This window comes from Cloacibacterium sp. Arc13 (genome assembly GCF_041431305.1).
Lineage (GTDB): Bacteria > Bacteroidota > Bacteroidia > Flavobacteriales > Weeksellaceae > Cloacibacterium > Cloacibacterium caeni_B.
The window spans coordinates 385,664-410,538 of record NZ_JASMRM010000001.1 but is presented as its reverse complement, the minus strand read 5'-3'; the positions used below and the strand labels follow the sequence as shown (position 1 = coordinate 410,538).

General features: G+C 34.0%; 17 protein-coding genes and 1 pseudogene. 10 read left to right on the top strand and 8 right to left on the bottom strand.

Annotated features, from left to right (window positions below):
• Positions 1-87 precede the first annotated feature (87 nt).
• The 5 genes from QO190_RS01935 to rimP form a co-directional block, all read right to left on the bottom strand.
• Complete coding sequence (locus QO190_RS01935) at positions 88-1,650, bottom strand: RagB/SusD family nutrient uptake outer membrane protein (protein ID WP_371461061.1); 1,563 nt, start codon at positions 1,648-1,650, stop codon at positions 88-90.
• 12 nt (positions 1,651-1,662) lie between these two features.
• Positions 1,663-4,551 (bottom strand): SusC/RagA family TonB-linked outer membrane protein, encoded by a 2,889-nt coding sequence (locus QO190_RS01930; RefSeq protein ID WP_371461060.1) that lies wholly within the window; start codon positions 4,549-4,551, stop codon positions 1,663-1,665.
• Positions 4,552-4,845: 294 nt separating this feature from the next.
• On the bottom strand, positions 4,846-7,716 hold the full coding sequence (gene infB, locus QO190_RS01925) for a translation initiation factor IF-2 (RefSeq protein WP_371461059.1): 2,871 nt from the start codon (positions 7,714-7,716) through the stop codon (positions 4,846-4,848).
• Between the two features lie 60 nt (positions 7,717-7,776).
• On the bottom strand, positions 7,777-9,012 hold the full coding sequence (gene nusA / locus QO190_RS01920) for a transcription termination factor NusA (RefSeq protein ID WP_069800161.1): 1,236 nt from the start codon (positions 9,010-9,012) through the stop codon (positions 7,777-7,779).
• A 57-nt stretch (positions 9,013-9,069) separates the two neighbouring features.
• A complete protein-coding gene (gene rimP / locus QO190_RS01915; RefSeq protein ID WP_371461068.1) occupies positions 9,070-9,537 on the bottom strand; it encodes a ribosome assembly cofactor RimP in 468 nt (155 codons plus the stop codon).
• A 332-nt stretch (positions 9,538-9,869) separates the two neighbouring features.
• Between rimP and QO190_RS01910 the strand changes: the two genes are divergently transcribed.
• From QO190_RS01910 to QO190_RS01880, 7 genes are all read left to right on the top strand, one after another.
• Positions 9,870-10,547 (top strand): carbonic anhydrase, encoded by a 678-nt coding sequence (locus QO190_RS01910; RefSeq protein WP_371461057.1) that lies wholly within the window; start codon positions 9,870-9,872, stop codon positions 10,545-10,547.
• A gap of 13 nt (positions 10,548-10,560) precedes the next feature.
• Entirely contained in the window at positions 10,561-10,854 is a 294-nt protein-coding gene (locus QO190_RS01905) for a hypothetical protein (protein WP_371461055.1), read from the top strand.
• 147 nt (positions 10,855-11,001) lie between these two features.
• On the top strand, positions 11,002-12,591 hold the full coding sequence (locus tag QO190_RS01900) for a SulP family inorganic anion transporter (protein ID WP_371461054.1): 1,590 nt from the start codon (positions 11,002-11,004) through the stop codon (positions 12,589-12,591).
• A 101-nt stretch (positions 12,592-12,692) separates the two neighbouring features.
• Positions 12,693-13,328, top strand: coding sequence for a carbonic anhydrase (locus QO190_RS01895; RefSeq protein ID WP_213190059.1), 636 nt, complete (start codon positions 12,693-12,695; stop codon positions 13,326-13,328).
• A 280-nt stretch (positions 13,329-13,608) separates the two neighbouring features.
• Positions 13,609-14,325 carry a phosphatase PAP2 family protein gene (locus tag QO190_RS01890; RefSeq protein ID WP_371461053.1) on the top strand — a complete coding sequence of 239 codons (717 nt, stop codon included), beginning with the start codon at positions 13,609-13,611 and terminating at the stop codon, positions 14,323-14,325.
• Positions 14,309-15,433 (top strand): hypothetical protein, encoded by a 1,125-nt coding sequence (locus QO190_RS01885; protein WP_371461052.1) that lies wholly within the window; start codon positions 14,309-14,311, stop codon positions 15,431-15,433. The genes QO190_RS01890 and QO190_RS01885 overlap by 17 nt, the downstream gene beginning before the upstream one ends.
• Positions 15,430-15,840, top strand: coding sequence for a hypothetical protein (locus tag QO190_RS01880; protein WP_371481238.1), 411 nt, complete (start codon positions 15,430-15,432; stop codon positions 15,838-15,840). Before QO190_RS01885 ends, QO190_RS01880 begins: the two co-directional genes overlap by 4 nt.
• Here the strand turns inward: QO190_RS01880 and pth are convergent.
• Positions 15,827-16,390 (bottom strand): aminoacyl-tRNA hydrolase, encoded by a 564-nt coding sequence (gene pth / locus QO190_RS01875; RefSeq protein WP_371461050.1) that lies wholly within the window; start codon positions 16,388-16,390, stop codon positions 15,827-15,829. The genes QO190_RS01880 and pth overlap by 14 nt on opposite strands.
• Positions 16,391-16,443: 53 nt before the next feature.
• Positions 16,444-19,803 carry a transcription-repair coupling factor gene (mfd, locus tag QO190_RS01870; RefSeq protein WP_371461049.1) on the bottom strand — a complete coding sequence of 1,120 codons (3,360 nt, stop codon included), beginning with the start codon at positions 19,801-19,803 and terminating at the stop codon, positions 16,444-16,446.
• A gap of 136 nt (positions 19,804-19,939) precedes the next feature.
• Here mfd and QO190_RS01865 point away from each other — a divergent pair, with 136 nt between their 5' ends.
• Positions 19,940-21,442 (top strand): GH3 auxin-responsive promoter family protein, encoded by a 1,503-nt coding sequence (locus QO190_RS01865; protein ID WP_371461048.1) that lies wholly within the window; start codon positions 19,940-19,942, stop codon positions 21,440-21,442.
• On the opposite strand, the gene QO190_RS01860 is transcribed toward QO190_RS01865, so the two are convergent.
• The gene (locus QO190_RS01860; protein ID WP_371461046.1) at positions 21,443-21,778 is read right to left on the bottom strand and encodes a multidrug efflux SMR transporter; all 336 of its coding nucleotides are present in this window, start codon (positions 21,776-21,778) and stop codon (positions 21,443-21,445) included.
• A gap of 59 nt (positions 21,779-21,837) precedes the next feature.
• On the opposite strand from QO190_RS01860, the pseudogene QO190_RS01855 reads away from it, so the two are divergent.
• A pseudogene (locus QO190_RS01855) lies at positions 21,838-23,072 on the top strand (MFS transporter).
• Positions 23,073-23,236: 164 nt separating this feature from the next.
• Positions 23,237-24,802 (top strand): replicative DNA helicase, encoded by a 1,566-nt coding sequence (gene dnaB, locus QO190_RS01850; protein WP_213190068.1) that lies wholly within the window; start codon positions 23,237-23,239, stop codon positions 24,800-24,802.
• The last annotated feature ends 73 nt before the right edge of the window (positions 24,803-24,875 follow it).

Sequence of the window (24,875 nt, the reverse complement as noted above, 5' to 3'; positions counted from 1 at the left end):
AAAGCAAAAACGTTTTTACTTTGGTTTAATTATTTATTTTTGTCCTATAATCTGTATCGGTTTTTTAGGACTAGTCAAAATTATTTATTACCAACCTGGATTTTGCTGAGCCGCAAGTGTAGGGTTTGCACTGGTCTCTAATGTAGGAATAGGCCAAACAAATCTATAATCTGAATATGCTAAACCAGGAACATCACCTGTTTTAAACACATAAGGAATTCCTATTTTATAATCTGAAGCAACGGGATTCGCTCCATTTTTATATTTTTGAGGAATACCGCTCATTGGCGCTACATCATCGTGCTGAAGTCTATGAATTGTGTTCCATCTTAAGCCCTCTGCTAAAAACTCTATTCTTCTTTCTAAAAGAATTGCTTTTACAGCATCTACTCTTGTTGCAAAAGCAGTGTATTGTTCAGTAGCTGGACTAGCTAAAGATCTATTTCTTACAGCATTTAAATCTGCCAAATAGGTTGGATCATTTAATCTAGCCTTAGCTTCAGCTCTATTTAATAGTACTTCTGCATATCTTAAAAGTGGCGAAGCATCTGTAAGAGTGGAAGTATCTTTATATTTATTTGAAAATAAAACACCTGACACACTAAGAACCATAGAAGCCCCTCTTCTCTTATCTGTAGCTAACCAACTACCTTCATTCCAAATTACTGGGCTAATAGCAATTAATCTTCTACCATTATATTGAGACGCTAATGCTCCATTAACCCCAGGATTATTAGTAGCAGAATTTTCTAAAGAGAATATACTCTCTGAGTTTCCATAGTTATTTGCAAACGGTGCATTTGGATCTGATGTCAAAGCATACTTACCATTCAATTTATCTGCTTCTGTAATTACTTTAGGGAAATCTCCTTTACTTAAATACACTCTTGTTTTTAAAGCAATTGCAGCTTCTTTTGAGGCATATACGATTCCATTCTTTGTTGACCTTGTAGTTTTAGAAGTCATGTAATTCTCTGCTGTATCCAAGTCTGAAAGTACTTGAGCATAGTTTTGCGCTACTGTTCCTCTTCCTAATTTTATATTCTCATCGATTGTTGCCACAGAATTACTTGGTTTTAATCTGTAAGGAACGCCTAAATGAGACGCATCTGAAGTAAATTTATAGGGACGAGCAAAAAAATTCAATAACTCATAGTGACTGAAAGCTCTAAAAAACATAGCTTGCCCAATAAAATCTTTTCCTTCCGCTTCTGAAATAACACCTTTTTCGATTGCTTTTGTAACACCCTCAATTACAAGATTAGCTCTGTTAACTAATCTATAAGTATCTATCCAGTAATAAACGGTATTCAATGCTCCTGAAGGATCCCAAGTATTAGCATAAGTAATCGCATAGAACGCTGCTGTATTTACCATGTCTTCTCCCCTCATATCATTTTGCTGAAAATAAGCAGCTCCAAAAGGATAACCTCTTCCCGCACCATTATATTGACCTACTTGCGCAGCCTGATACATACCATTAACAGATAAAATAATATTTTCCTTAGAATCAAATGCTACATTTTCACTGATTTGGTTATATGGCTCTAATTCTATAACATTTTCTTCGGTACATGAAACAAATAGCAACGATGCTAATAATGAACCAAAGACATATTTCTTAATTGTATTAAATTCTACTAATTTCATTTTTTTTAAATTTTAAAAGGTTGCATTTATACCCATTGAAAATGTCATTTGTCTCGGCACAGAATTATAGTCCATACCTGTACTTTCCATTTCAGGATCTATACCAGTATATTTTGTAAACATAATTGCATTTTGCAATACTGCATAAACTCTAAACTTAGATAAGCTTACTTTTTCAATCACTGATTTATCAAATGAATATCCTAAAGTAATATTATCAACTTTAAGAAAATCTCCTTTTTCTACAAATCTAGAGTTTGCAACCCCTTCCAAATTTACAAAACTTCCTTTTGTCCCATAAAGTCTAGGAGTCCATCCATCTCCTGGATCACTCACACTCTGCCATCTTCCAAGGATTTCTGTACCGTTGTTATAAAAATCTTGGTTCAGTAATTCTCTTCTTGTAACGTTAAATATTTTATTACCTCCACTGAATCTTGCCATTACACCAAAGTCGAAATTTTTATATTTCATATTGGTATTTAATGCTCCAAAATAAGTAGGTAATGTATTCCCTAAGATTTGTCTATCTGCATTACTCAAAGTAGATTGAGCTCCAAGAACTGAAGGATTAGATGGATCAAAAACGTAATATGTACTATTATTTAAATTTCCTTGAACTAAACTACCATCCGCTTTATAATAAACAGGGTTACCATTTGCCATATTTACTCCCCAGTATTTAAAACCATACAATGATCTTAAAGACTCTCCTTCTCTGATTAAATAAGCTGTTTGCCCATTCTGCGACGGATATATATCATTTCCTCCAACCAAAGCTAGAACTTTATTATCCATCAATGTAAGGTTACCATTTACATTCCATGTAAAGTTTTCATTTTTAACAAGATCAGCACCTAAAGAGAATTCAAAACCTTTATTCTCCATACTACCAATGTTTTTATTGATAGAGTTATTTGGAACCCCTAGTGAAGGTGGAACAGGAACAGCCAAGATTAATCCATCATTTTGATTAATAAAATAATCTGCACTAAAAGTCAATCTATTGTTTGCAAAACCAAAGTCTGCTCCAATATTTTTCTTAACATTCGTTTCCCATTTTAACTGATCGTTACCAGCTTGTGAATATGCTATACCTGTGTAATCTGCATACTTAAATGGACCATAAAGACCTAAATAAGGATAATTTCCTATATCTGTATTCCCTACTTTACCATATGAAGCTCTAAGTTTTAATTCAGATAACACCTTGTTTCCTTTTAAGAAATTCTCATTAGAAACCGTCCAACCTAAAGATAAACCAGGGAAATTACCCCATTTATTTGCAGTTGGCAATGCTGATAAACCATCTCTTCTTATAGTCCCTTGAATAAAGTATTTATTATCATAGTTATAGCTTAATCTTGCCGCATAAGAAATTAATCCATTCTCCGAATTAGAACCTCCTGAGTACTGAGTAGTATAAGATCCTGAAATCAATCCTACTTCTCCAAAATAATCACTCGAAAGACCTTGTCCTTGACCAAAGAAATAATTAGATTTCTGTTTTTGGAATTCATTAACCAAGACTAAATTAAAATTATGATCTTGAAAAGACTTTTTCAAATCTAAAATATTTTGGATATTCCATCTGTCAAGATTTAAATAATTGTTATCAATATAACCTCCTCTTGAAAATCCATCTCCATGAACTCTATTCCAATATAAGAAACCTGTAGTTACAGATCTATCTTTACTTACTTGCAATTTGTAATTTGCCCAATCCGTAATTTTAACATCAGCAGCTATACTTCCAATAAATCTTGACAAATCTGATTGATACTTATTATTATTAACAATATAAGCAATATTGGTCAAGCTACTTGTAATAGGAATGTAGTTATCCCATTGCCCCACCATACTCGTGGTCCCAGAAGTAAAAATATTATATCCAGTAGGAGTAGAAGGATCATAGATAGGTGTATTCGGTAATTGTCTCACTGCACTAAACATTGCACCTGAGATAGAGTTATACCCATTATTTAAACCCTTATATTGCGTTTCAGAGTAAGACAAGCTAGAGGTTAGTTTTAACCAATTGGTTACTTTTTGATCAGCATTCATTCTTACTGATATTCTTTCCATACCATTTGGCTTAATAACACCCTCTTGATTTGTATAACCAAAAGAAGCATAATAATTACCATTACCTAAACCTCCAGTCATAGAAAGAAAATGGTCAGTTTGCGTTCCTGTTCTAAGAACTGCATCTTGCCAATCTGTATTGAAGTCTGTACCTCTTGCCCAAATTGAATTTACTGCCGCAGCCTTCTCATTTGAAATAGTTATAAAATCAGGAGTTTCTAGTAAATCAAACTTTTTAACAACATTCGCAATACTAAACTGATTGTTGTAAGTTACAGAAAATCTTCCCGATTTTCCTTTTTTTGTTGTAATTAATATTACACCATTTGCTGCTCTTGAACCATAAATTGCAGTAGCTGCACCATCTTTTAAGACGGTCATGGTTTCAATATCTGCAGGGTTAATGTCTCCTAATGCATTTGCAGCAGTATTTCCACCTCCTGTATCTCCAGAAAAAATTGGAACACCATCTACTACATAAAGTGGAGCAGTTCCTGATGAAATAGAGTTAATCCCTCTAATTCTTACTGTAGGCGCTCTACCAATTTCACCAGAGTTATTTACAACTTGTACCCCAGAAGATCGCCCCGCTAACTGAGCTTCAAATGTTGGAGTATTAAGGTTAGCAATGGCATCACCTTTTACAGTAGCAACTGAAGAAGTTACATCAGATTTTTTCTGAGTACCATAACCCACCATTACTACTTCTTCAATTTCTTTTTCTTTTGCCTCGTCTTTTTTCTGTTGGGCCTGAACAAATTGTCCACCCATAAAAAAAAGCACACCAGCTGTTAACACTTTTAATTTTACATTCATATTAACAATATTTAATATTTTAATAGACAAAAATGTTAATAAATTTTAACATAGCCAAATTTTATTTTAAATAAATTGTTTAAATTTTAACTATTTAGAGTACAAATTAACATCTTTATTAAAAACTGTTCATTAAATTTTTATATAATTAATGATTCTTAAATTTATAGTTTTTCAAATGTTATTTTTTTCAAAAAAAAATATAAAAATAAATTTTATTTAGAATTAATATAAATAATAGAAGTGCAATAAAAAAATCCCGATTTTACTCGGGATTTGCTATTTGTAAATAAACTATTTAAGTTTTTTCTTTACTTCTATTTCTTCATAGACTTCTAAGATATCACCTACCTCTATGTCATTATAGCCTTTAATGTTAAGACCACATTCATAACCCTTGGTCACTTCTTTTACATCATCTTTGAAACGTTTTAGAGATTCTAATTCACCATCGAATTTTACAATTCCATCGCGGAGAAGTCTAATTTTAGAATTACGGGTTACTTTTCCGTTTAGAACCATACAACCTGCAATAGTACCCACTTTAGAAATCTTGAACGTTTCTCTAATTTCTACATTTCCTATTACTTGTTCTCTGATTTCTGGAGAAAGCATACCTTCCATCGCTTCTTTTACATCGTCTATTGCTGCATAGATGATAGAATAAGTTCTGATTTCTATTTCTTCTCTGTCTGCCAGTTCTTTTGCATTAGCACCAGCTCTTACATTAAATCCTATCATAATAGCATCTGATGCTGCAGCTAATAATACGTCTGACTCAGTGATTTGACCAACACCTTTGTGAATAATATTCACGCTGATTTCAGCTGTAGAAAGTCTTTGTAACTGATCAGAAAGCGCTTCTACAGAACCATCCACGTCTCCTTTTAGGATAATGTTCAATTCTTTGAAATCACCTAGAGCAATTCTTCTTCCTAATTCATCTAAAGTAAGATGTTTCTTAGTTCTGATGGTTTGTTCTCTCTGTAATTGTTCACGCTTATTTGCTATAGATTTTGCTTCTCTTTCGTCTTCGTAAACTTTAAATTTATCACCAGCAGTTGGCGCTCCATCTAAACCTAGAATCGTTACAGGAATAGAAGGACCAGCTTCAGTAAGCTGTCTTCCTCTTTCATCTAGCATAGCTTTAATCTTACCATGGTTTTTACCCGCTACTACATAATCTCCTACTCTAAGCGTACCAGCTTGTACCAATACGGTAGAAACATAACCTCTTCCTTTATCTAAAGATGCTTCAATGATTGCACCAGTTGCAAGTTTATTAGGATTAGCTTTCAGTTCTAGCATTTCTGCTTGAAGCAATACTTTTTCTAATAATAAGTCTACATTATTACCAAATTTCGCAGAGATTTCTTGTGCTTGTACATTTCCTCCCCATTCTTCTACTAGAATATTCATTCCTGAAAGTTGTTGACGAATATTGTCTGGATTAGCGTTTGGTTTATCTACTTTATTGATGGCAATAATCATAGGAACACCTGCCGCTTGTGCGTGAGCAATCGCTTCTTTGGTTTGCGGCATTACATCATCATCCGCAGCTACTACAATAATTACGATGTCGGTAACTTGTGCACCTCTTGCTCTCATCGCGGTAAAGGCTTCGTGACCAGGGGTATCTAAGAACGTAATTCTTTGACCGTTTTCTAATTTCACATTGTATGCACCGATATGCTGTGTAATACCTCCAGATTCACCAGCAATTACATTGGTTTTTCTGATGTAGTCTAATAATGAAGTTTTACCGTGGTCTACATGTCCCATTACCGTAACAATAGGAGCTCTTGGTAATAAATCTTCTTCAGTATCTTGAACTTCTTCTTCAGATTCTGCTTCTAAATCTGCATCTGCAAATTCTATTTTGTAACCAAATTCATCAGCCACTAAAGTAAGTGTATCTGCTTCTAATCTTTGGTTCATGGTAACCATTACCCCTAAAGAGAAACATGCAGAAATTACTTCTGTAGCACTTACATCCATTAAAGATGCCAACTCTGAAACAGTGATAAATTCAGTAACACGAAGTGTTCTGTCCGCTGCTTCTAGCTCTTGCTGCAATTCATCCTGCTCTCTACGGTAGGTTCTCTTTTCTTTTCTATATTTAGAACCTTTAGATTTACCTCCTTTATTGGTAAGTTTTTCTAAAGTTTCTTTGATTTGGTTTTTAATTTGCTCATCAGAAAGTTCTACAGGCATTACTTTTTCTCTGCCTTTATGAGCACCTCCTCCTTTATAATTAGGGCTATGAGGTCTGTTTCTGTTCGCACCACCTTGGTTGTTGTTTCCTCCACCTTGGTTCGGACGATTGTTATTATCTCTGTTAAAAGGTTTTTTATCACCTCCTTGTTGGTTGTTACCACCTTGGCCTTGTTGATTTTGACCTTGTGTAGGAGCCGGACCATTATTAATCCTCTTTCTCTGTTTCTTCTTATTTGGGTCTGGTTTAGAAGGTCTCGTTTGGAACTGAGAAAGGTCTATTTTTTCTGTAGAGACAATTTTTGGTCCATCTAGTTTTTGATAAACCGTTTTAATTTTTTCAGGCTCATCAAATTTCACAGAGGTGGTTTCTTCTTTTACTGGAGCTTTAGGTTGCTCTTTTTTCACTTCTGGCTTTGGAAGTTCTTTTTTCTCAAATTTTGGAGCCTCTTGTTTAGGTTTTTCTTCTTTTTTAGGAGAAGGTTTTGGTTTATTAGATTCTATTTTACTTAAATCAATTTTATCCAAAACTTTAAGTTCCACAGGTTCCTCTTTTTTAGGCTCTTCTTTTTTAATTTCTTCCTTTTTCGGTTCCTCTGGAGCGATTACTGGCTCTACAGCAGGAACTTCTGCCTTAGGTTTTTCTAATTCTATTTTACCCAAAACTCTAGCTTCACCGATAGATGGAGCTTTCGCTTTGATCACTTCTGGTTTTTTAGGTTCAATTTCTAATTTTTCTTCTGGAACCTTAGAAATTACTACCTCATGAGAAGCTTTACGCTGTTCGCTATCTCTAGCAAACTCCGCTTCTAATGCTGCATATGCCGCTTCTTCTAATTGAGCGTTTGGATTGCTTTCTACTTCGAAGCCTCTTGATTGTAGAAATTCTACTAATCTAGACATCGAGATATTAAATTCCTTTACCGCTTTATTTAATCTAATTTTTGGCATTGATTGTAAATTGCTTTTAGGCTATTAAGCCAAATTATTTTTTTTATAAAATTAAAGATATTAATCTTCGAATTCTGCTTTTAGAATTCTTTTTACTTCTTCTATCGTTTCTTCCTCTAAGTCTGTCATGTTTACTAGCGCTTCTGTATCTTTATCTAATACACTTTTCGCAGTTTCTAAACCTACTTTCTTAAACTCAGCAATAATCCAAGCTTCGATTTCATCGTCAAATTCTGTTAATTCCACATCATCATCTGCTTGTTTTTCTCTGTAAACATCTATTTCAAAACCAGATAACCAAGATGCCAATCTAATGTTTTGACCTTGTTTACCGATTACTTTAGAAATTTCTTCTACTGGCGTGTAAACTAATGCGTAGTTTTCATCTTCATTGATTTCTACTTTATTAATCGTTACATTACCAAGTGCTCTCTTCACAAGAATTTCAGAATTTTTAGACCATTGAATAACGTCTATATTTTCATTTCTCAATTCTCTTACTACACCATGAATTCTAGAACCTTTCACCCCAACGCAAGCTCCAACTGGGTCTATTCTATCATCATAAGCATCTACCGCGATTTTCGCTTTTTCACCAGGAATTCTCACTACTTTTTTCAAAATAATAGTCCCATCTTGAATTTCTGGAATCTCAAGTTCTAATAACTTTTCTAGGAATTTAGGAGCAGTTCTAGAAACGATAATTTGAGGCTTAGAACCTTTGAAATCCACAGTTTCGATTACCGCTCTTACATTATCTCCTTTTCTGAAAAAGTCAGAAGGAATTTGGTTTTCTTTTGGTAAAATGTATTCATTACCTTCGTCATCTAGCAAAATTACATGTTTATGACGAATATGGTGCACTTCACCAATGGCCAATTCACCAATTCTATCTTTAAATTGCTCATAAAGCATTGCATTGTTATGCTCTTGCAATTTAGTTGCTAGAATTTGTTTAAGGGTTAAAATATTTCTTCTTCCCAGTTGTGCTACAGGAATTTCTTGAGTATATTCTTCACCTACTTCGAAAGTAGGGTCTATTTTTTTCGCTTCTGAAATTTCTATTTCTAAATCATCATCTTCTGACATTTCATCTTCCACAATTGTTTTATTTAGAAATATCTGAAAATCTCCTTTATCAGGGTTTACAATTACGTCAAAATGGTCATCAGAATCATATCTTTTTCTCAAAAGAGTTTTCAATGAATCTTCAATGATGGCCATTAAATCAATCTTACTAATCCCTTTTTCGTCTTTAAAATCACCAAAGGATTCAATCAACGCTAAATTGTCCATTTTAATTTTTTTATATTAATTTTAATGTTATTTAAACCATTTTTAGCCCTAAAAAGACTAAAATTTAATGACTACAAGAGCCTTTTTTATCTCAGCATAAGGAATTTCTTTGTTCTCTACTACATCTTCTTTTCCTTTTCCTATTAATTTAGGCCTTCTGTATCTTAACACAATGGTTACTTTATCTTCATCTACCGCTACTACTTCACCTTGTATTTTCTCATCAGAATTCAGAAGTACTTCTATCTCTCTGCCCATGTTTTTCTTAAACTGACGAGGAAGCTTCAATGGCTCGCTTAATCCCGGACTCATCACTTGTAAAGAAAAATCATGCTCTTCTCTGTCAAGATTAAATTCTATTGCTCTACTCGCATCTAGACAATCCTGAAGACTCAAACCTTCATCTCCATCTAAAATTACCGTAATATCATCTCCTGCAGAAATCTTTAAATCAACGAGATACAGGTCTTTTCTAGTTTCTAAAAACTCATGAACGAGTTGTTCTACTTTTGCTCTAAAATCCATAATCACATTTGAGGTTACGCTACGAAAAAAGGCTTTCTTTCGAAGCCTTCTCATTTCTTTTCCGTTAATCCGTGGCAAATATACATAATAATTTTCAATTTTACAAAGATTGTTGGTTTTCAAAACATTAAGAATTTACCTTAGAACTCAAAAATTCATTAACTTTGTGCCGTTTAAATCTCCAGGAGTAAACTTGAAGATTACTCAAAAAAATTAACATTAAAAGTGTTAAAAAGTCTTAAAGTCATTATTTTGGAATAAAAATTGATGCTATCTATCGGAATTTAGATGTATTTAGAAATTTTTTATTCTACATTTGTAAATGAAAAATTATGGGTAAAAGCTACGAAACTATTTTCGAAAATAATAGAAAATGGGTTGAAGAAAAACTAGGTCAAGATGCTGATTTTTTTAAAAAATTAGCAGAAGGTCAAAGTCCAGAATATCTTTACATAGGTTGCAGCGACAGTCGTGCAACCGCCGAAGAATTAATGGGCATGAAACCCGGCGAAGTTTTTGTGCATAGAAATATTGCCAACTTAGTGAATACCCTAGATATGAGTTCTACTGCTGTCATTCAGTATGCAGTACAACATTTAAAAGTAAAACACATTATTGTGTGTGGCCATTATGGTTGCGGTGGTGTAAAAGCAGCGATGACGCCTCAAGATTTTGGATTAATGAATCCTTGGCTAAGAACCATCAGAGATGTTTACAGATTGCACCAAGAAGAATTAGACGCGATAAAAGACGAGCAATTACGCTATGATAGATTGATTGAACTGAATGTTCAAGAGCAATGCATCAACGTTATTAAAATGGCTTGCGTACAAGAAAGATATATTTTAGACCACTATCCTATTGTTCACGGTTGGGTTTTCGACCTCAAAACAGGGAAATTAATTGACTTAAATATAGATTTCGAAGAAATATTGAAAAATATTCAAAAAGTTTATGACCTAACCAATTCTGATTGGGTGATGAGCAGAAAAAATAATAAAAACTTCTAAGAAAGTTTACGATATGAAGTATTTGAGCATTTTTGTTCTGGCAGTTTTCATCAATTTTACAGCTTTACCAAGTATCGCTGTGATATTTGATTGGGAAATTCCTACGCTCAATAATAATATTTCAGAAGAAGAGGTTAAGAATAATCTCGCCAATTATAACGAAAAGTTTCCCCCAAAACCTTACAATTTCAAAGATTTTATGGGAGTTTTCTTTTCTGATAAAAAAATCAGCAAATACATTCTTAAGGACGATTCTATTCACCTAAGTCCTTTCAAATCGATATTTTCTCCGCCACCAGAAGTTTAATTTCTAAAATTTCATAGGAAAATTATGCCTTTTTTTCAAAAAAATGGGCTATTCCTTGACGCTTTTTAACAAATTAAATTTTCAAACATTAGAATTGATTACTTACATCTAAGTAATTGATTGTAAACACATATCGATATTCATACAATGAAAAAAACAAACACTTTATTCGGCGGAATAAAAGAAAATATTCCTTCGGGAATTGTAGTATTTCTCGTAGCATTACCACTCTGTTTAGGTATTGCATTAGCATCTGGTGCACCACCACTTTCTGGAATTTTAGCAGGAATTGTAGGTGGAATCGTAATAGGATTCATCAGCAATTCTCCTATTTCCGTTTCTGGACCAGCTGCAGGTTTAGCAGCCATCGTTTTAGGAGCCATCACTGATTTAGGAAGCTTCGAATTGTTTTTAACTGCAGGTTTAATTGCAGGTTTTATACAATTGGCACTTGGTTTTCTAAGAGCAGGAAGTATTTCTAACTATTTCCCCAATAACGTTATCGAAGGAATGTTAGCCGGAATTGGAGTCATTATTATTTTAAAACAAATTCCTCACGCTTTAGGTTACGACAAAGATTTTGAAGGCAATCAACAAATTTTTGACGGCTTTAATTTATCTGAATATTTATCAGGATTAGCAAACGCCATCACACCAGGAGCGGTTTTGGTAACGATTATTTCATTAGCTATTCTTATTACTTGGGAAAGAGTAAATTTCCTCAAAAAAATAAAACTTTTACCGGGAGCTTTAGTAGCGGTAATTGTTGGGATTTTATTCAATGAAGTTTTTAGAGGAAGCGCTCTAGAAATTTCTAGTGAACATTTGGTTACGCTTCCGGTTCCGCAATCGGTAGATGATTTTAAAAACTTAATCACTTTTCCAGATTTTTCAGGATTTCTGAATCCTCAAGTTTGGATTATTGGTGCAACTATCGCAGTAGTAGCTTCCATAGAAACATTATTATGTATAGAAGCTGCAGATAGAATGGACGTACACAAAAGAATAACAGATACTAACTTAGAGTTGAAAGCACAAGGTATTGGCAACTTAGTTTCTTCTTTTATTGGAGGTTTACCTATGACTTCGGTGGTAGTGAGAACTTCTGCAAATGCTAATGCTGGTGCAACAAGTAAAATTTCGGCTATTGTTCATGGTATTTTATTGTTAGTATCTGTTTTATCTATTCCATTTTTATTGAACAAAATTCCTTTGGCGACTTTAGCAGCAGTTTTATTAATGGTAGGTTATAAATTAGCAAGTCCTGCAAAACTTAGCCATTTCTGGAGCAAAGGAAAATATCAATTTATCCCTTTCATCGCTACTATTATTGCGGTGGTAGCATTAGATTTATTAAAAGGAGTAGGAATTGGTTTAGCCATCAGTATTCTTTTCTTGCTACTTGGAAACATGAAACGCGCTTATTATTTGAGTAGAGAAGATCTAGAAAGCGCTGATGAAATCACCATAGATTTGGCAGAAGAAGTTTCATTCTTAAATAAAGCAGCCATCAAAAAAACGCTTAAAAATATTAAACCCAACTCTAGAGTGATTATAAATGCTAAGAAAACTTCTTATGTCTCTGATGATATTATCGACTTAATCTCGGATTTTGCCAATGTAAGAGCCAGAGAAGAAGATATAGAAGTGGTTCTAGAAGGATTTAAAACTTCTTACAAAGAATATGAAAACGACCAACATTCACACATTACCATCTCACACAGAAGAGTAATTTAAAAATATCATAACTTCATACCTATTAAATTAACATTGTGTCCTTTTCGGAGCCAAATTTCAGTGTTCCGAAAAGGTTTTTAAAAAAATTAAAAGAAAAAATTATGAAAGCACATACTTCAGAAACTCAATCTACGATTACCCCAGAAAAAGCACTTCTTTTTTTACAAGAAGGGAACCAAAGATTTGTAAACAATCTTAAAGTAAACAGAAACCTTCTAGAGCAAGTAAATGATACTAGAGAAGGACAATGGCCTTTTGCAACGGTACTCAGTTGTATCGACAGTAGAACTTCCGCAGAACTTATTTTCGACCAAGGTTTGGGAGATATTTTCAGCATCAGAATTGCAGGAAATTTTGCCAATCAAGATATTTTAGGCTCTATGGAATTTGCTTGTAATGTAGCAGGTTCTAAATTGGTAGTGGTTTTAGGACATACCAAATGTGGCGCTCTAAAAGGTGGATTAGATGCTCCTCAAATCGAAGGACTTGGAATGGATAATCTTAATCACCTTATCTATCATTTCGAATCTTGCATCCACGAAATCATCAAAGAAGGAGAAGAACGTTCTTCTAAAAATGATGATTTATTAGATAGATTAACGCTTTGTAATATCAAAAAAACCATCGAAGATATTCGTCACCAAAGTTCTACTTTAAGAAATTTAGAGAAAGAAGGAAAGATAAAAATTGTAGGTGCAAATTACGATGTGGAAACTGGAGTTGTAACATGGCTCTAGTTTTTGCGACTAACATATAACACAAGCGAGAATTTCTTCATATAACTTTGATTTTTAATTAACACTTTCTCGCTATAGCCCCTTAATTAGGGGCTTTTTTTGTACTTTTGATGAAATTTTCACCCTCTTGAAAAACATATCTATAATTTGGTTGCCCATTCTTTTCTATTTCTGCGGAATAGAATTGGTAGTACTTTTTACACAACCAAGCCTTTTTCTAGACCTCAATTTTTTTGGAGTCCGACTTTTATTTTTAATTATTTTTTTAGCATTTCTCTTTTTGAAAAATAAAATTTCTTCCAAAATTTTTTACTTAGCCGAAGGAATTACAATTTATGCTTTGATGACTTTTCTATACAAAGAAACTGCTGTTTTAAATACTTTAATTTTTCCAAAAGTTGACGGCTTTCTATCTCATTTAGACCAAAAAATATTCGGTTTTCAGCCTTCCATCGAATTTTCAAAACACTTTAATTCATTGTTTTTAAACGAACTATTTTACTTCGGATATTTTTCATATTACCTTTTACCATTAGCTGCTTTTTTGATTATTTATCTCAAAATTCCACAAAAGATAGAAGAATTTAGCTTCATTTTAATCACTTCATTTTTACTGTATTATTTCACTTTTATATTAATTCCAGCAGAAGGTCCACAATTTTATTTTCCATTTCCAGAAAACACGATTGAAGCCAAAGGAATTTTCGGAAATATGGTCAAACTCATTCAAAAAAATGGCGAAGTTCCCACTGCCGCATTCCCAAGTTCACATGTAGGGATTTCTTGGATAGTTATTTTTTGGTTGTATCAAAATTTCAAGAAATCAGTAAAATATTTCATTCCCTTTGTTGTTCTATTGATGTTTTCTACAGTTTACATTAAGGCGCATTATTCTGTAGATGTAGTTGCTGGATTTATTTCTGCGCCGATTGTATTTTTTCTTACCTTTAAGTTTTACAAATTTTTAAACCATAAATTGGATGTCCGTTTCAGTTAAAGAAGTCAAGACCAGAGAAGACTTAAAAACGTTTATTTATCTTCCCGAAAAAATTCATAAAAACCATAAAAATTGGCTTCATCCTTTGTATATGGATGATGAAAAATTCTTTGACAAAGACAAAAATTCACTCTTTAAGCACAATGACGCGACACTTTTCCTTGCATACGAAAACGGAAAAGCTGTTGGCAGAATTATGGGTATAATTCCTACCGATTACAATAAATTTCTCGGGAAAAATGACGCTAGATTTTCTTTTTTTGAATGTTTTGAAAATAAAGAAGTTTTCAATGCTTTAATTACTGCAGTGGAAACTTGGGCAAAATCTAAAAATTGTACAGAAATCATCGGACCAATGGCTTTTTCAGACAAAGAACCGCAAGGTTTTCTCACCAAAGGTTTCGAAGAAAAAGCAATGCTCGTCACCAATCACAGTTTTCCGTTTATGGTAGATTTCATCAAGGAAAATCACTACGAAAACTTTGTAGATTTAGTACAATATGACGTTCCGATTACTTCACAAATACTGAATCGTTATAAAAATTTCAACGAAAGAGTTTCTAAAAATTTAAAGATAAAAACGGTAGAATTTACCTCAACAAAAGCGGTGAAACCTTATGTAAAACCTGTTTTTGACCTCATCAACAAAACCTACACCGAAATTTACGGCTTCACAAAACTTACCGAAGACGAAATGACGGAATTTGCCGAACGTTTTTTGCCACTTCTTAATCCAAAACTCATCAAAATGATTACCGATGAAAACGGCGAATTGCTCGCTTTCATCATTGCAATGGCAGATTTAAGCGAAGCGATAAAAAATTCACTCGGAAGAATTTTACCTTTTGGTTGGGCAAGAATTTTATGGGCAATGAAAACTTCAAAAAGGCTTCAACTTTTGTTGGGCGCCATTCATCCGAATTATCAAAACAAAGGTCTGGATGCGGTTTTAGCAACCATGCTTTTCGGTTCTGCCTTGAAATTAGGATTCAAAAAAGTAGATTCTCATCTCATTATGAAAGACAACCTGAAAATGCGTGGCGAAATTGAGAAATTAGAAGGTTTTAACCTATATAAAGAGTATTGTATTTTTAGGAAGAAATTATGAAAATGTATTTAAAAATTATAGCTCTTAGCAGTTTGTTTGTGATTATACAAGCAATAGTTTCAATGAATACAACTTTATTAAATACATCTTGCAATAACGCAGATGATTCTATTTTTCTAGAACAATTTGGAAAATATTTTATTTATCTAAGTCTTCTAAATATTGTACTTTTTAAATTGTTTGATTTATTGAGAATCAATAAAAATATTATTTTTCTTTCATTAACATTAACAACAATTGCATGTAGTTTTCTTGTAAATTATGAAATTTTTATTGTTAGAGTCTCATGTTGGAGCACTCTTGATGAAAAAGATTTATGGCAAATTCCTCTTTTTCAATCATTTATTCCGAATATTATTTTAGGTATTCTGTATTACAAATATTTGAATAAATCTACTTCCCATTAAAAGTATTCATCGTATTATTCATTCCGGCGAAAACGAATGATAGACACGCTTTTGCGAAAACATCTATTCTGTCTTGCAAAGTTTTGAGTTCTTCTTCATTCCATTTCCCAAGAACATAATCTACTTGTTTTCCTTCGGAAAAATCTGCAGAAATCCCGAAACGCAATCTTGCGTAATTTTGTGTTTGTAAAACCTCTTGAATGTTCTTCAAACCGTTATGACCAGCGTCTGAACCTTTTTTTCTTAATCTCAAAGTTCCGAAAGGAAGTGCCAAATCATCCGTAATCACCAATACATTTTCCAACGGAATATTTTCTTTTTGCATCCAAAATCTTACCGCATTCCCAGAAAGATTCATGTAGGTATCTGGTTTAAGAACAAAAACTTTTCTGCCTTTGTATTTACCTTCAGAAATCCAACCAAAATTGGCAGATTTAAAAGGAGCTTCTAAAGTTTGTGCAATTTTTTCGGCTACTTTAAAACCAATATTATGACGCGTTTCTGCGTATTCTTCACCTTTGTTTCCTAAACCTACGATTAAGTATTTCACGTTTTTTGAATATTAATTAATGCTCGTTGAGCGCAAATTTAATTTTTTAATTTTTAATGAGATAAAATTCTGTGTAAAAGAACATTCACCTCATCTACATTTTTTACACCATCTTTTCTCATCATGAGCTGATTGCCTTCTTTACCAGATTTTTCTTTCAGTTGAGCTTCTTTAGGATTTTGACTTAAATAAGCGATAATATTTCTGAATTTTTCGCTTTGGTAAAATTTATCTTGAGGATTATCTGGGAAATACCCGAGGAAAATTCCGTTTTTCATGACGATTTTATCAAAACCTATTTCCGCTGCGAGCCATTTTAACTCAACAGATTTTAACAAATTTATTGCTTCTTTTGGTAGATTCCCAAATCTATCAATCAATTCATTTTCAAATTTTTGCAATTCATCTTTAGATTGAATTTCTGCTAATTTTTGGTATAATGAAAGTCTTTCTTCCGTAGAATTCACGTAAGAATCTGGCAACATCAACTCAAAATCAGTGTCAATATTAACTTCTTTCTGAGATTTGAATAATTTTTTACGGTCTTCTTCATTCTCAAATAAATCTTGGAAATCATCTTCATTTTGCAATTCTTCCAAGGCTTCCTGCATCAATTTTTGATAAGTTTCAAAGCCCATTTCATTGATAAAACCACTTTGTTCCGCTCCCAATAAATCTCCAGCTCCTCTAATTTCCAAATCTTTCATCGCAATTTGGAAACCGCTTCCCAAATCCGAAAATTGCTCTATCGCTTCCAAACGTTTTCTGGCATCCGAAGTCATCATATCAAACGGTGGCGTAATCAGATAACAAAACGCTTTTCGATTGCTTCGTCCAACTCTACCTCGCATTTGGTGCAAATCTGCCATCCCAAATTTCTGCGCATCATTAATGAAAATCGTGTTCGCATTCGGAACGTCTACTCCAGATTCTACAATCGTGGTAGAAACCAAAACATCATATTTTCCTTCCATAAAATCGAGAATTCTGGCTTCCAATTCTTTTCCGTCCATTTGTCCGTGGCCTGTAATGACTCTCGCATCTGGAACCAAACGCTGAATTAAACCTGCAATATCTTTCAGATTTTCAATTCTATTATTGATGAAATAAACTTGTCCGTCTCTTTGAATTTCATAAGAAATCGCATCTCTTAGAATCTCTTCATTAAATCCAATAATTTGTGTATCAACTGGTTGACGATTTGGCGGTGGCGTTTTTATCACCGATAAATCTCTTGCAGCCATCAAAGAAAACTGAAGCGTTCTTGGAATTGGTGTTGCTGTTAAAGTCAAGGTGTCAATATTGGCTTTTAACGTTTTGAGTTTATCTTTTACATTTACCCCGAATTTATGCTCTTCATCAATAATTAAAAGACCTAAATCTTTGAATTCTATATCTTTTCCTACCAATTGATGCGTTCCGATGACGATATCAATTTTACCATTTTTGAGTCCTTCTTTGGTTTCATTTTTCTGTTTGGCAGAACGGAAACGGTTCAAATAAGAAATGCTGACAGGAAAATCTTTCAATCTTTCTTTGAAACTTCTGTAATGTTGAAACGCCAAAATCGTGGTAGGAACTAAAACTGCGACTTGCTTTCCATCGGTTGCCGCTTTGAACGCTGCACGAATTGCCACTTCCGTTTTTCCGAAACCTACATCTCCACAAATCAATCGATCCATTACACCATCATTTTCCATGTCATTTTTTACATCTTGCGTTGCTTTTTCCTGATCTGGAGTGTCTTCGTAAATGAAACTCGCCTCTAATTCGTTCTGCAAATAAGAATCTGGCGAAAACGAAAAACCTTTTGCTGTTTTTCTCTGAGCATATAATTTGATGAGATCAAATGCAATTTGTTTAACTTTTGCTTTGGTTTTTTGCTTTAAAGTTTTCCAAGTTGGAGAACCAAGTTTATTGAGAACGATTTCTCTTCCATCTGGACCGTTATATTTTGAAATTTTATGAAGTGAATGGATAGAAACGTAGAGCAAATCGTTGTTTTTATACGTCAATTTGAAACATTCCTGCGTTTTCCCATCATTGGTAACCTTCACCAAACCCATAAATTTCCCAATTCCGTGGTCAATATGCGTGATGTAATCGCCTACTTTCAGAGACATTAAATCTTTTAGCGTTAATTGCTCAGATTTGGCAAAAGAATTCTTGGCTTTATATCTTTGGTAACGGTCAAAAATCTGATGATCTGTATACACCGAAACTTTTAGTTCGTAATCTACAAAGCCTTCATGAAGCTCAGATTTGAAAGATTTAAACGGTAAATCGTGATTCAGTTCCTCAAAAATACTCTCTAATCTTTCCTTTTGTTTTTCCCCTGAAAAAGAAATCCATGTTTCATAACCTTCCTCTTTTTTTTCTTTTAAATCTTCGGCAAGAAGCTCAAAATTTTTGTGGAAAGTGGGTTGTGAAGTTTGATTAAGTTGGAGAATGGTAGAGTCGTAGAGTTGTAGAGATTGAGAAGTGAAATCAATCGTTTTAAATTTTTGGAAATCTTCCAAAAATATTTCATCAGAAACGAAAAGAATTTCTGGTTTTTGGTGCTTGATTTCTTTGCTTAGCGTTTCAAATTTCTGCTCTGCTTTCTCGTAGAAATCTTTGAGTTTTTTTTCGGTGAGATAAGCATTTTTAGTCACAATGAAACTATCTTTTGGCAATAAATCCAATAGAGAAACCTTGCTTCCCGAAACCGCAAAATTCATATTAGAAACCAATTCAAAGTCATTGACTTTTCCTGTGGAAAGTTGAGTCTCGATGTCAAATTCCTTAATACTTTCTACTTCATTCCCGAAAAAGGTAATCCTAAACGGTTTTTCGTAAGCGTAAGAAAAAACATCTACAATTCCGCCACGAACCGAAAATTCTCCAGGTTCAGAAACGAAATCGGTATAATTAAAATTAAATTGATTGAGTAATTCTTCCGTAAAATCAAAATCCAGTTGGTCGCCAACTTTTATCGTGTGAGAAATCGCTTTGAAATCTTCCTTTTTCAACACTTTTTCTGAAAGCGAAGAAGCGGTGGCAACGATAATTTTTTTCTTTTTATCAAAATTCAAACGATTGAGCACTTCGGTTCGTAAAACGATGTTTGCATTTTGAGTTTTCTCAACTTGATAAGGTTCTAAATGCGTTTCAGGAAAATACAAAACGTTTTCTTCGCCTATCATTTCCTCTAATTCCGAAGTAATATAATTGGAAGATTCTTTATCGTCAATAATAAAAAGAACATCTTTTTTCTGCGTAAGAAATAATTCTGCCACCAAAATAGATGGAACAGAACCTGCAAAACCTTTCACAGAAATATGTTGGTTTTGGTCTAAATTCTCAAAAAGTTCTTTTCCAAAATTCTTTCTTAAAAACTCAGGAATAAGCGTTTGGCTAATATTTTTTAGCATTGTAATATCATAAAATTGTAATTTTTTTCATCATTTTTCAAAAATTGATAAAACGACAAAAGCGATTTCGGGTTGCTCCGAAATCGTTTGACGGTGCAAAGATAGTTTTTTCAAAACTTATTTTTAACTTTGGCAAATGATAAATTTCTTAAAGAAAAGCATCGCCAAAATTTGGGCGAAAAACCATGTTGCCAAAACAAAAGACTTCAAAAATAACGCCGAAGTTCTTCAGGAAAAATTGTTATTAGACTTGGTCAAAAAATCCGAAAAAACACTTTTCGGACTTCAGCATAACTTTTCGGAAATTAAATCGGTAGAAGATTTTCAGAAAAACGTGAAAATATCTGACTACGAAGACCTAAAACCTTTTGTAGAAAAAGTAAAACACGGCGACAAAAATATTCTTTGGCCAGAAAAACCAGAATATTTCGCGAAAACTTCTGGAACCACTTCTGGAACGAAATATATTCCTTTGACCAAAGAAGGAATGGACTACCAAGTGAAAGCGGCGCAATCTGCACTTTTCCATTATATTGCGCAAAAAAATAATGCCGATTTTGTAAACGGAAAAATGATTTTCTTGCAAGGTTCGCCAGAACTGGAAGATATTAACGATATAAAAACGGGCCGACTTTCAGGAATTGTAGCGCATCACATCCCAAAATATTTGCAAAAAAACAGATTGCCGAGCTACGAAACCAATTGCATAGAAGATTGGGAAACCAAAGTAGATAAAATTGTAGAAGAAACCGAAAAGGAGAACATGACTTTGATTTCGGGAATTCCGCCTTGGTTAATCATGTATTTTGAAAAGCTCATCGAAAGAAATGGCAAAAAAATAAAACAATTGTTCCCGAATCTTCAGCTCATTGTAACTGGCGGTGTAAACTACGAACCTTACCGTGAGAAAATGGAAGAATTATTGGGCGGAAAAGTAGATATTATCCAAACATTCCCTGCAAGTGAAGGATTTTTTGCTTTTCAAGATGATTATGAAAAAGAAGGACTTTTACTACAATCGAATCACGGAATTTTCTACGAATTTATTCCGCTAGAGTTGTATGGTAAACCAGATGCACCAAGATTAACCTTGAAAGAGGTAGAACTCAATAAAGATTATGCGTTGATTTTGACGACAAATTCTGGACTTTGGGCTTATTCTATTGGTGATGTGGTACGTTTTATTTCTAAAAATCCACATAGAATTTTAGTTTCTGGAAGAACCAAACATTTCACCTCAGCTTTTGGGGAACACGTAATTGCTTTTGAAGTGGAAGAAGCAATGAAAGCAACCGTAGAAAAATTCCCAGCGCAAATTACGGAGTTTCATCTCGCGCCAAAAGTAAATCCCGAAAATGGAGAATTGCCTTATCACGAATGGTTTATAGAATTTGAAAAAGAACCAGAAAATATAGAAATTTTCCGTCAAAACCTAGATGGAGAAATGCGCAAAAGAAACACGTATTATGATGATTTGATTTCTGGAAATATTTTGCAAGCTTTGAAAATCACCAAATTGCAGAAAAATGCCTTCCAAGAATATGCAAAATCTGAAGGAAAACTGGGCGGACAAAATAAGATTCCTCGTTTGGCGAATGATAGAAAAATTGGTGAGTTTTTAAAGAATTTTAAAATCTAATTACTCACTCACAAACTTCAATCCTACAATTGAAATAATTAAAGTTGACACAAAAAAGATGCGCCAAAATGTGGCTGGTTCGTTAAAGAAAAAGATTCCCATCAAAACGCTTCCTACCGCTCCAATTCCTGTCCAAACTGCGTAAGCTGTACCGATTGGCAAACCATTTTCGCCAGAAATAGCTTTGTACATCAGAAACATTGAAAGAAAAAGGCAAACTGCAAATCCAGACCACCAATAGAGGTTTTCTTTACCTGTGGTTTCTTGTGCTTTTCCTAAACAAAATGCAAATGCAGTTTCGAATAATCCTGCGATGATGAGTATTAACCAATTCATTGCACAAATATAGACTTTAACTATTAAAAAAATATTTCTATTTCTTTTATATTTGCTCAATGATTTCTCTTGAGCCCATTAAAACTCAAAAAAAAAAGAGTTCCGAAACTTACTTACCGGAAGATTTTTTCTAATTCTAGCGTTTAGAATGCTCGCCACGTTATTAGGATGGTGGGTTTATCAGCTCACCAAAGATCCATTTTCAATTGGTTTGATAGGACTTTCGGAAGTTATTCCTGCAGTTTCTACAGCTTTGTACGCTGGTCATGTTATCGACATGAACGAGAAAAAAAGAATGCTTCTCTTGTGTACTTCGGGATATTTTGTGCTGATTGCGTTGTTATTAATTCCTGCATTTTACGCATCTAATCTTCTTTTTACAGGTCACGAAATCACGTATTACATCTACGGAATTATATTTTTCACAGGAATTTGTAGGGCTTTCATCGGCCCGATTGTTCCGGTAATGATTCCCAAAATTGTGGGACAAGAAAAATTAGCAAACGCCATTACCTTAAACCAAGCGACTTTTCTTACCGCATCCGTTTCAGGGCATGCTATTGGCGGATTTCTCATCGCGCTCATCACGATAAAATGGACTTTGGTAGTCATTTTATTTTTGATTTTATTGGCATCCTTATTTTTCTTTCAAATCAAAAAACAACAGTCAGAATATCATAAAAATGAGTTGCAAGTTTGGGCTTCTATGAAAGAAGGAATCACTTACATTTATAGAACGAAAGAAATTTTAGGAGCGCTTTGTTTAGATATGTTTGCCGTTCTTTTTGGCGGTGCAGTTGCCATGATTCCTGTTTTCGCAAGTGATATTTTAAAAGTAGGAGCTGATGGTTTCGGGCTTCTCAACGCTGCATCAGATATTGGTTCTATGATGATTATTGTAACGCTTTCTTTCATTCCGTTAAGAAAAAATCAGGGCAAAATTTTAATCGGTGTAGTGGCTGGATTTGGTTTGTGCATCATTGGTTTCGGCTTGTCAAAACTCTACTGGTTGTCTTTCTTATTCCTTATGTTGAGCGGAATTTTTGACGGAATTTCTGTCGTGATTAGAGGAACCATCGTACAGTTGAAAACTCCAGATCATATCCGAGGAAGGGTGATGAGTGCAAATTCTATCTTCATTATGTCTAGCAACGAAATGGGACAATTTGAAAGCGGTGTTGCTGCGAAACTTTTAGGCGTGATAAGATCAGTCGTTTTTGGAGGAACCATGACCGTTCTTATTGCACTTTTTGTAGGGAAATTTGTTCCAAAATTGAGAAAAATGGAATATTAAAAAAGCCTAGCATTATTTTTTAAAAAGTTTAAATATCAATAAGTCAAAAACTTATCAACATTCGGAATTTCGTCTCATCTTCCATTAACAAAGCATTTGCAGATTATTATCCGCAAAAAGAAGATTTAACCTCAAAAAAATTTTAAAAATTCTATCTTTGTGCAATGGCACAGAAGGAAACATTATCAAGTTTAACACATGGTAATTTCGCGAAGGAACTTTCTATTTCAGCAGGCAAAATGCCGCCTAATGCAGTTGAATTCGAGAAATTGGTTATTGGAACTTTTTTGATTGACAAAAAAGGATTAGATTATTCTATAGACTTATTAACTCCCGAGGTTTTTTACGACCCGAGACATCAAGTTATTTTTTCTGCAATTTTAAAATTGTACGAAAAAAACGAGCCTGTAGATTTAATGACCGTAATCCAAGAGCTCAAAAAAGAAGAAAAACTAGGTTTTGCTGGAGGTGACCATTACATTATAGACCTTACCATGGGCGTTTCTTCGAGCGCTCACATAGAATATCACGTTCGTGTAATTCTAGAAAAATTCATTCTCAGAAGTTTGATTAATGTTTCTGCGAATGTAATCGACAGTTCTTATAAGGAATCTACAGACGTTTTTGAATTGCTGGACAAAGCAGAACAATCTTTTTTCGAAATTACCAATGGAACCATCAAAAAAGGTTTTGACACCGCAAATTCCTTGGTAAAAGAAGCGATTGATAAAATTAAGTCTTTAAAAGACAAAGAAGGACTGTCTGGTATTCCATCAGGATTTAGAGATGTAGACAAAGAAACAGGAGGATGGCAAAGTTCTGACTTAATCATCATCGCGGCACGTCCTGCAATGGGAAAAACCGCATTTCTACTTTCTATGGCGAGAAACATCACTGTAGAACACAATATTCCGATGGCGCTATTCTCTCTGGAGATGGCATCTGTACAACTTATCACAAGGATGATTGCCTCAGAAACGGGAATTTCTTCTGAAAAATTGAGAAAAGGACAAATGTCTGAAGAAGAATGGCAAAGACTATTCTCAAACGTAGCCGCTCTTGAAAACGCTCCACTTTATATAGACGAAACACCTGCACTTTCAGTATTTGATTTCCGTGCAAAATGCAGAAGACTGGTAATGCAACATGGCGTAAGAATCATCATGGTGGATTATTTACAGTTGATGACCGCAAATTCCGGAGGAAAAGGTGGCGGAAACAGAGAGCAAGAAATTGCAACGATTTCTCGTTCATTAAAAGCGATTGCAAAAGAATTAAACGTTCCTGTTATTGCACTTTCTCAATTATCCAGAACCGTAGAAACCCGTCCAAATAAGAGACCTCAACTTTCGGATTTGAGAGAATCTGGAGCAATTGAGCAAGATGCAGATATCGTTTCTTTCATCTACAGACCAGAATATTATAAAATTGACACTTGGGAAGACGAAACTCCTTCTGCGAACCAAGCAGAACTTATCATTGCGAAGCACAGAAACGGTTCTATTGCAGATGTAAGATTAAGTTTCCACGGAAGCTTAGCCAAATTCTCAGATTTAGACGTTTTCGGAAGCTATCATTCTTCTGGTTTTGCGCAACAGGATGAACCAAGCGGTTTTGATAAATTGCGAGTTTCCATAGATCCAGGTGCAGCATTTGGCTTACCAGATAACGGAAATATTTCTGGTTCTGCCATGAATGACGATGACGATGATGCTGAAATGCCGTTCTAAAAAATGGAAAATCGAAGATTCGTAAAATTGTAAAAGTATATTTTTGCTCACGATTTTACGAATTTTCAGTTTC

What these genes read in the sequence shown, in the direction of transcription:
- QO190_RS01935 (WP_371461061.1), bottom strand. Translation starts at nt 1,650, where the DNA reads ATGAAATTAGTAGAATTTAATACAATTAAGAAATATGTCTTTGGTTCA.
- QO190_RS01930 (WP_371461060.1), bottom strand. Translation starts at nt 4,551, where the DNA reads ATGAATGTAAAATTAAAAGTGTTAACAGCTGGTGTGCTTTTTTTTATG.
- infB (WP_371461059.1), bottom strand. Translation starts at nt 7,716, where the DNA reads ATGCCAAAAATTAGATTAAATAAAGCGGTAAAGGAATTTAATATCTCG.
- nusA (WP_069800161.1), bottom strand. Translation starts at nt 9,012, where the DNA reads ATGGACAATTTAGCGTTGATTGAATCCTTTGGTGATTTTAAAGACGAA.
- rimP (WP_371461068.1), bottom strand. Translation starts at nt 9,537, where the DNA reads ATGGATTTTAGAGCAAAAGTAGAACAACTCGTTCATGAGTTTTTAGAA.
- QO190_RS01910 (WP_371461057.1), top strand. Translation starts at nt 9,870, where the DNA reads ATGGGTAAAAGCTACGAAACTATTTTCGAAAATAATAGAAAATGGGTT.
- QO190_RS01905 (WP_371461055.1), top strand. Translation starts at nt 10,561, where the DNA reads ATGAAGTATTTGAGCATTTTTGTTCTGGCAGTTTTCATCAATTTTACA.
- QO190_RS01900 (WP_371461054.1), top strand. Translation starts at nt 11,002, where the DNA reads ATGAAAAAAACAAACACTTTATTCGGCGGAATAAAAGAAAATATTCCT.
- QO190_RS01895 (WP_213190059.1), top strand. Translation starts at nt 12,693, where the DNA reads ATGAAAGCACATACTTCAGAAACTCAATCTACGATTACCCCAGAAAAA.
- QO190_RS01885 (WP_371461052.1), top strand. Translation starts at nt 14,309, where the DNA reads ATGTCCGTTTCAGTTAAAGAAGTCAAGACCAGAGAAGACTTAAAAACG.
- QO190_RS01880 (WP_371481238.1), top strand. Translation starts at nt 15,430, where the DNA reads ATGAAAATGTATTTAAAAATTATAGCTCTTAGCAGTTTGTTTGTGATT.
- mfd (WP_371461049.1), bottom strand. Translation starts at nt 19,803, where the DNA reads ATGCTAAAAAATATTAGCCAAACGCTTATTCCTGAGTTTTTAAGAAAG.
- QO190_RS01865 (WP_371461048.1), top strand. Translation starts at nt 19,940, where the DNA reads ATGATAAATTTCTTAAAGAAAAGCATCGCCAAAATTTGGGCGAAAAAC.
- QO190_RS01860 (WP_371461046.1), bottom strand. Translation starts at nt 21,778, where the DNA reads ATGAATTGGTTAATACTCATCATCGCAGGATTATTCGAAACTGCATTT.
- dnaB (WP_213190068.1), top strand. Translation starts at nt 23,237, where the DNA reads ATGGCACAGAAGGAAACATTATCAAGTTTAACACATGGTAATTTCGCG.